Raw genomic sequence first — 7,040 nt, forward strand, 5'->3', positions numbered from 1 at the left:
CGCTGCCCGCCGGAGAGCTTGCCCGGCTTGCGGTCGAGGAATTCGGTGAGGTCGAGTATCTCGGCCGCCTCGGCCACCTTGGCCTTGCGCTCGTCCGTGGGCACACCGCGCATCTTGAGGGCGAAGCCCATGTTCTCGCCGACAGTCTTGTTGGGATAGAGCGCGTAGTTCTGGAAGACCATCGCGATGTCGCGGTCCTTGGACGGGACGCCGACCATGTTGCTGCCGCCGATCTCGATGCTTCCACCGTCGATGTCCTCGAGCCCGGCCAGCATCCGCAGGGCCGTGCTCTTGCCGGACCCGGACGGACCGACCAGCACGACGAACTCGCCATCGGCGATGTCGAGGTCCAGCGAGTCGACCGCGAGCTTGTCGGCCCCTTCGTAGATGCACGACGCCTTCTTGTACTCGATTGCAGCCATGATTGCTCCTTGGTTCGAGAGGTGAGAGTTACTTGATGGCGCCGAAGGACAGACCACGGACGAGCTTGTTCTGCGCGACCCAGCCCGCCAAGATGACGGGAAGTGCGGTGAGCGTGGCCGCGGCTGAGAGCCGTGCCCAGTACAGTCCCTCGCCGGTGATGAACCCGACGAGGAAGACCGGCACCGTCTGCGCCTGGACGGCCGTGAGGTTGACGGCGAAGAAGAACTCGTTCCACGAGAAGATCACGCAGATCAGGGCCGTGGCCGCGATACCGGGCGAGACGATGGGCAGGATGACCTCACGCACCGACCTCCAGAGGCTGGCGCCGTCCATGCTGGCGGCCTCGAGGAGCTCGCTCGGAACCTCAAGGAAGAACGAGCGCATCATCCACACCGCGATCGGCAGGTTCATGGCGGTGTAGAGGATGATCAGCGCCCAGATGTTGTCGAGCAGCCCGATGTCGCCCACGATGACGTAGAGCGGCACGATGGCGGCGACGACTGGAAGCATCTTGGTGCTGATGAAGAAGAACAGCACATCCTTCGTCTTGCGAACAGGTCGCAGCGACAGTGCGAAAGCTGCCGGTACTCCCAGCAGCAGCACCAGCAGCGTCGAGACCCCGGTAGCGAAGACCGAGTTGAGCAGCGTTGTGCCGAGGCCGCTGTCGAGCACCGCGCGGTACTGGTCGAGCGTCGGCTTGAAGAACAGGGTCGGCGGGTCGGAGTAGGCATCACTCTCCTGCTTGAACCCGGTGATCACCATCCAGAGGACCGGGAAGAAGAAGCCGAGCCCGACGACCCAGGCCACGACGGACCAGACGGTCCCGGTGTCCCAGGTGCGCTTGCGCCGTAGGGGCGCGTCCTCGGCGGTGGTCTCGGGCGCTTCGATCGTTGACGTGCTCATCAGGCTGCCTCCTCGTTGCCACTGAAGCTCTTGAAGATCAGGCGCAACGCCACGGCGCTCACGATGATCGTGGCGATGACGGTGATGACGCCCATCGCGGCGGCCTGCCCGACGTCGAAGCCGAGGAAGGCGCGTTGGTAGATGTAGTACGGGAGATTGGAGCTTGCGACGCCGGGGCCGCCCGACGTCATCATGTAGACCGCGTCGAACGTGTTGACGAGGTAGACCGCCCCGAGCACGGTGCCGAGCTCGATGAACCGTCGCAGGTGGGGCAGGGTCAGCTCCCGGAACAGCTTGACGGGCCCGGCCCCGTCGACGCGGGCTGCCTCCGCGATGTCCTTGGGCATCGACTGCAGCCCGGCGAGGATCAGCAGCATCATGAACGGGGTCCACTGCCACACGAGGTCGGTCATGACCGAGGCGAGCGGGAAGCGACTGACCCAGTCGACCTGGCCGACCCCGAACGGGCTGAGCACGAAGTTGATGAGCCCGAACACCGGATCGAACATCGTGGTCTTCCAGATCAGAGCGCCGGCGACGGGCGTGATGAGGAACGGCGTGATCAGCAGCGTTCGCACGATGCCGCGGCCGAAGAACTTGCGGTCGAGCAGCAGTGCCAGCAGCAGGCCGAGGAAGACCGAGATGATGACGGTGCCGGCGATCATGACGACGGTGTTGAAGGCGACCTCGCGGAACTGGCTGTCCCGGAAGACGTCAGCGTAGTTGCCGAGACCGTTGAACTTTCGTGAGCCAGGGCGGACGAGGTTCCACGACTGGGTCGAGTAGTAGAGGGTGAAGAGGAACGGGATCTGCGTCACGACGATGGAGAAGACCAGCGCGGGCAGCAACGGGCCTCGTCGGCGCCAGCCCTCGGCCCGTGAGATTGTGCGCTTGGTGGGGGTGAACGAACCGGACCCTGTCCCCGGCTCGGTGTCCGGTCCGGCTGGGGTCGAGACGGTGGCGGTCATTTGTCAGCCTTCCGGTAGGTCTTGCCGACGACCTCGGCATATTGTTGCGATTGAGCAAGCGCGCCCTTGACGCTGATGCGCCCGGCAATCGCAGCGCTGATCTGTTGACTCACTCGGGTGCCGAGATCTTGGAACTCCGGGATCGTGAGGAACTGCACGCCGGTGTAGGGCACCGGGTCCACCGTGGCGTCCTTGGGGTCAGCGCCCTCGATCGACGCCAGGGTCAGCGGACCGTACCTGGCGGAGGCCTTCTTGTACTCCGGGATCTCGTAGGTCGAGAGTCGACTGCCCGGGGGCACCCGCTCCCATCCGAGCTCGGTGCCGACCTTCTTGATGTACTTCTTGTCGGTCATCCAGGCGATGAAGTCCCATGCCTTGGCGGGGTTCTTGCTGGTCCGGGGGATCCCGAGCGCCCAGGAGTAGAGCCACCCGTTGCCGCCCTTCGCTGCCTGGGGGGCCTTGGCGTAGCCGATCTTGCCCACGACCTTGCTCGACGCCTTGTCCTCGAGGACCGAGACGGCCGAGGTTGCGTCGTACCACATGGCGGTGTTGCCCTGGGAGAGCTGCGTGGCGCACTCGCTGAAGCCGCTCGTGGCCGCGCCGGCTTCTCCGTGCTTGCGCACAGTGTCAACGTAGGTCTGGACAGCCTTCTGCACCTCGGGCGAGTCGAGCTGGGCGTTCCAGTCCTTGTCGTACCACCGCCCGCCGTAGGCGTTGATGACGGTGTTCAGCGGCGCCAGGACCTCACCCCAGCCCGGCTTGCCGCGCAGGCAGATGCCGGAGACGCCGGCTTTTGGGTCGTCCAGCTTGGCCGCCGCTGCAGAGACCTCGTCCCATGTGGGCTCGCCGGACAAGGTCACGCCGGCCTTCTTCAGCAGGTCTTTGCGGTACATCAGAAACGACGACTCACCGTAGAACGGGACCGCGTACATGTTGCCCTTGTAGGAAAGGGACTCGCGCAGGGTCGGGATGAAGTCGGCGGTGTCGTAGCCGGGTGTCGTGTCGGCGTAGTCGGAGAGATTGGTGAGCCAGCCGTTGGCTGCCCACTGCGGCGTCTCGAAGTTGCTGATCATGACGACGTCGAACTCGCCGCCGCCGGTGGCAACCGACGCTGTGATCTTGGCGCGCGCCTCGTTCTCGGACAAGCTCACGAACTTGAGGTTGGTGCCCGGATGGTCCGCCTCGAACTGGGGCGCCAAGGAGATGGCGTCCTGCATCTGTGAGTTGGAGACAATCGCGACGGTGATGGTCGTGTCCTTGCCACCGCCCCCGATGGAGCCCGCACCGGCACACGCGCTGAGGACCAGGCAGCATGCCGCGGCGAGCACGCCTGTCACGAGCGCCAGCCGTTTGACCCTCCTGCGGCCGCTGGGCCTGGATCGATCGATGGGTGTCCTCATCATGTTTCCCCCTTCTGCTTGTCGAGCAACCAGCGAGCACTGCCGATGTCGGTGACCAGCACGGTGGCCAGGCCGCCCCGGAGGGCGCCGAGCATCGCTTCGTGCTTGTGAGGTCCGCCGGAGACGAGCATCGCCCGCGGACACGTACGGATGGAGTCGAGCGACACCGAGACCGTCCGCTCCGGCAGCGAGCCGCCGACGTCGGTGCCGTCCGCGCGGAAGAACCGTCCGCCGATCTCGCCAACGGCACCCAGACGTGTGAGCTCGCCCAGGACCTTGGTGTCGATGAAGTTGCCCTCGAACAGCGTCGTCGAGGTGGAGACCGGCCCGATGCCGAACATCATGGCGTCGGCGTCGGCTCCCGCCTGCAGTGCGCGCGAGATCACCGAGTCCAGGTGCAGGGCCTGCACGGTCGCGGGATCCGCATACAGCGGCGCGATCAGGCGCACGGGGCGTGCTCCGAGCTGCTCGGCGCAGCGCCCGAGGGTGTACTCGACTCCGGTCTGGTATTCGGCGCTCGTCATGGATCCGTCGAGCTGAACGACCTGTGCGCACCGTGCGGACCCTGGCGACAGGGCACGCGCAACGGCGACGGTCTCAGGACCCCAGGTGAAGCCAAGGGTGTCGGTGGTCTTCACCCTGCGAGCCAGGGCCGCTGCGGCGGCGCGTCCGAGCAACGCGTAACCGCTGTCCACGCCGTCGAAGGCGTCGGAGATGACGAGTGCCTCCGTCAGGCCGAAGGTCGACTCGAGCTCGCGCTCGACGTCGGTGTGCACCGTGCCGGCAAGGCCGTCGGGAACGTGTACCTCGATCGTGACGAGTCCCTGAGCCCGTGCACGGGCCAGCAGCCGGCCGACCGTGGGGCGGGAGACGCCGAGCTGATCTGCGATCTGCGCCTGGGTCACGCCCTCGAGGTGGTAGAGGGTGGCGGCACGAACGGCTAGTCGGAGGTCCTCGGTCGACCGGGGGACGCGTTTGGTGACCTCGGCCATCGCCATGCTCCTCACCGTCATGACACTGTGAGCAAATGCTCATGGTGTGTTCATCTGCTCGACAAGTTAACATCGCGCTGTGATCTGCACAACACCCCGGAGTGACCTGCACCACATCGTGCAGACCGGGCGTGACCGTCATTCACCCGCTCCAGACCCACAGGAGACACTCATGAAGCTCACCGAAGCGCATCTCGCCGATCTCGCCAACGACTCCGAACTGGCGGAGGGCGTCGGGCTCCCGTCGTACGACCGGACGTCCCTCACCGTGGGGATCGTGCACATCGGTGTCGGCGGTTTTCACCGAGCGCACCAAGCGATGTACGTGGACCGGCTGCTCGCGGCCGGGGGCGCCCAGGAGTGGGCGATCTGCGGCGTGGGGGTGCTGCCGGGAGATCGGCGGATGAAGAAGGTATTGGCCGAACAGGATGGCCTGTACACGCTGGCGCTCAAGCATGCCGACGGCACCTGGGAGACCCGTGTCATCGGTTCGATCGTGGACTACCTCTTCGCGCCGGACGACCCCGAGGCCGTCATCGAGCGGATGGCCGCGAAGGCGACCCGCATCGTGTCGCTCACGGTGACGGAGGGAGGCTACAACTTCTCCGCGACGACCGGCGAGTTCGACGACCACAGTCCCGCCGTCGTCGCCGATCTCGCGCCGGGCGCTGTGCCCTCCACGACATTCGGACTCGTCACCGAGGCGCTGCGTCGGCGTCGTGACCGCGGCCTGGCGCCGTTCACGGTGATGTCCTGCGACAACATCGAGGGCAACGGTGAGGTGGCCCGGGCCACCTTCACGGCGTTCGCCCGACTGCTCGACCCTGTACTGGCGGTCTGGATCGAGAGCAAGACGTCGTTCCCGAGCTCGATGGTCGATCGCATCACCCCGGCCACCACTGCGGAGGTCATTGCTGGGATCAGCGATCGCTACGGGATCGAGGACCAGTGGCCGGTCGCGGCCGAACCATTCGTCCAGTGGGTGCTGGAGGATGATTTCCCCCTCGGCCGCCCAGCATTCGAGGAGGTGGGCGTGCAGGTCGTCGACGACGTCGGCCCCTACGAGCTCATGAAGCTGCGCCTCCTCAACGCCAGTCATCAGGCGCTTTGCTACTTCGGGTGGCTCAGCGGCTACCGGCTCGTCCACGAGGTTGTGCAGGACCCGCTGTTCTCCCGGTTCCTCGTCGCGTACATGGACCAGGAGGCGACGCCGACGCTCGAGCCCGTGCCAGGAATCGACCTGGATGAGTACAAGCGAACCCTCATCGAACGATTCTCCAACCCAGAGATCCGTGACACCGTCGCCAGATTGTGTGCCGAGTCGTCCGACCGGATCCCGACGTGGCTGTTGCCGGTCATCCGTACCAACCTCGTGTCCGGAGGACCCATCACGCTGTCAACCGCCGTGGTCGCCAGCTGGGCGCGATATGCCGAGGGATCGGACGAGCAGGGTGAGCCGATCGAGATCGTCGATGCGCTCAAGGACACGTTGGTCCCGATTGCCCAGGCACAGCGTCACGACCCCACTGCCTTCATCGCCAACCGGAGTGTGTTCGGCGACCTCATCGACGATGGCAGATTCGTCGAGGAGTACACGGCACATCTGCACTCGCTGCACACACTCGGTGCGCGCGCCACCCTGGAAGGGCTTGTTGGTGAGTGCACGTTGGGTGGGTGATGACAGGCACCACCGGACCTGGCACCCCACCTTCCGCCGATTTGTGTTTCACGCAGCGGTTCTGTCAGACTAGGGCGGTTGCTCCGGCTTGATCGCGGGGGCGCCGATCGTCCGGCCTCTCACGCCGATCACGACGCCGGTGCCAGAACTGAGATCGGGCTTGTCCTGCAGCATGCATCGTCTCGACGATGTGAGCGCGGGTCCAACCACCTAACTCGACAAGTGTGTGACGTACGCGCCTAGAGCGCCGCGACACGCCCGACCTCGGGGGTCGGCGGGAGGGTGAGCCATCTCCTCCGAACCCGGGGCGAGATGATAGCGAAGCGGAACGAATGTAAAGGACAAACGAGAGCATGGCGGGACAAAAAATCCGTATCCGGCTCAAGGCCTACGACCACGAGGTCATTGACTCGTCGGCGCGCAAGATCGTCGACACCGTGACGCGCACCGGTGCCAAGGTTGCAGGTCCGGTGCCGTTGCCCACCGAGAAGAACGTGTTCTGCGTGATCCGCTCTCCGCACAAGTACAAGGACAGCCGCGAGCACTTCGAGATGCGGACCCACAAGCGTCTCATCGACATCATTGACCCGACGCCCAAGACGGTCGACTCGCTCATGCGACTCGACCTTCCTGCTGGCGTCGACATCGAGATCAAGCTCTGAGGGGAGTCAGCGAC

7 protein-coding genes are annotated in these 7,040 nt (G+C 65.4%); 2 read left to right on the forward strand and 5 right to left on the reverse strand.

Features of this window, described 5'->3' with window-relative positions:
- The 5 genes from H7290_RS03095 to H7290_RS03115 all read right to left on the reverse strand — a co-directional run.
- Positions 1-422: ABC transporter ATP-binding protein (locus H7290_RS03095; RefSeq protein ID WP_290512551.1), on the reverse strand; the 422-nt coding region annotated here is incomplete at its 3' end.
- A gap of 28 nt (positions 423-450) precedes the next feature.
- Positions 451-1,326, reverse strand: coding sequence for a carbohydrate ABC transporter permease (locus H7290_RS03100; RefSeq protein WP_290512552.1), 876 nt, complete (start codon positions 1,324-1,326; stop codon positions 451-453).
- Positions 1,326-2,294 (reverse strand): carbohydrate ABC transporter permease, encoded by a 969-nt coding sequence (locus H7290_RS03105; protein ID WP_290512553.1) that lies wholly within the window; start codon positions 2,292-2,294, stop codon positions 1,326-1,328. The genes H7290_RS03100 and H7290_RS03105 overlap by 1 nt, the downstream gene beginning before the upstream one ends.
- Positions 2,291-3,697 (reverse strand): sugar ABC transporter substrate-binding protein, encoded by a 1,407-nt coding sequence (locus H7290_RS03110; RefSeq protein WP_290512554.1) that lies wholly within the window; start codon positions 3,695-3,697, stop codon positions 2,291-2,293. Before H7290_RS03110 ends, H7290_RS03105 begins: the two co-directional genes overlap by 4 nt.
- Positions 3,694-4,686 carry a sugar-binding transcriptional regulator gene (locus tag H7290_RS03115; protein ID WP_290512555.1) on the reverse strand — a complete coding sequence of 331 codons (993 nt, stop codon included), beginning with the start codon at positions 4,684-4,686 and terminating at the stop codon, positions 3,694-3,696. The genes H7290_RS03110 and H7290_RS03115 overlap by 4 nt, the downstream gene beginning before the upstream one ends.
- A gap of 172 nt (positions 4,687-4,858) precedes the next feature.
- On the opposite strand from H7290_RS03115, the gene H7290_RS03120 reads away from it, so the two are divergent.
- Both H7290_RS03120 and rpsJ read left to right on the forward strand, forming a co-directional pair.
- On the forward strand, positions 4,859-6,364 hold the full coding sequence (locus H7290_RS03120; protein ID WP_290512556.1) for a mannitol dehydrogenase family protein: 1,506 nt from the start codon (positions 4,859-4,861) through the stop codon (positions 6,362-6,364).
- 353 nt (positions 6,365-6,717) lie between these two features.
- The gene (rpsJ, locus tag H7290_RS03125; protein WP_012923688.1) at positions 6,718-7,026 is read left to right on the forward strand and encodes a 30S ribosomal protein S10; all 309 of its coding nucleotides are present in this window, start codon (positions 6,718-6,720) and stop codon (positions 7,024-7,026) included.
- The last annotated feature ends 14 nt before the right edge of the window (positions 7,027-7,040 follow it).

The organism is Aeromicrobium sp. (genome assembly GCF_014378035.1).
In the GTDB taxonomy this organism is placed as follows: Bacteria; Actinomycetota; Actinomycetes; order Propionibacteriales; family Nocardioidaceae; genus Aeromicrobium.

Coding starts and splice junctions, on each gene's coding strand:
- rpsJ (WP_012923688.1), top strand. CDS start 6,718: ATGGCGGGACAAAAAATCCGTATCCGGCTCAAGGCCTACGACCACGAG.
- H7290_RS03120 (WP_290512556.1), top strand. CDS start 4,859: ATGAAGCTCACCGAAGCGCATCTCGCCGATCTCGCCAACGACTCCGAA.
- H7290_RS03110 (WP_290512554.1), bottom strand. CDS start 3,697: ATGATGAGGACACCCATCGATCGATCCAGGCCCAGCGGCCGCAGGAGG.
- H7290_RS03100 (WP_290512552.1), bottom strand. CDS start 1,326: ATGAGCACGTCAACGATCGAAGCGCCCGAGACCACCGCCGAGGACGCG.
- H7290_RS03115 (WP_290512555.1), bottom strand. CDS start 4,686: ATGGCCGAGGTCACCAAACGCGTCCCCCGGTCGACCGAGGACCTCCGA.
- H7290_RS03105 (WP_290512553.1), bottom strand. CDS start 2,294: ATGACCGCCACCGTCTCGACCCCAGCCGGACCGGACACCGAGCCGGGG.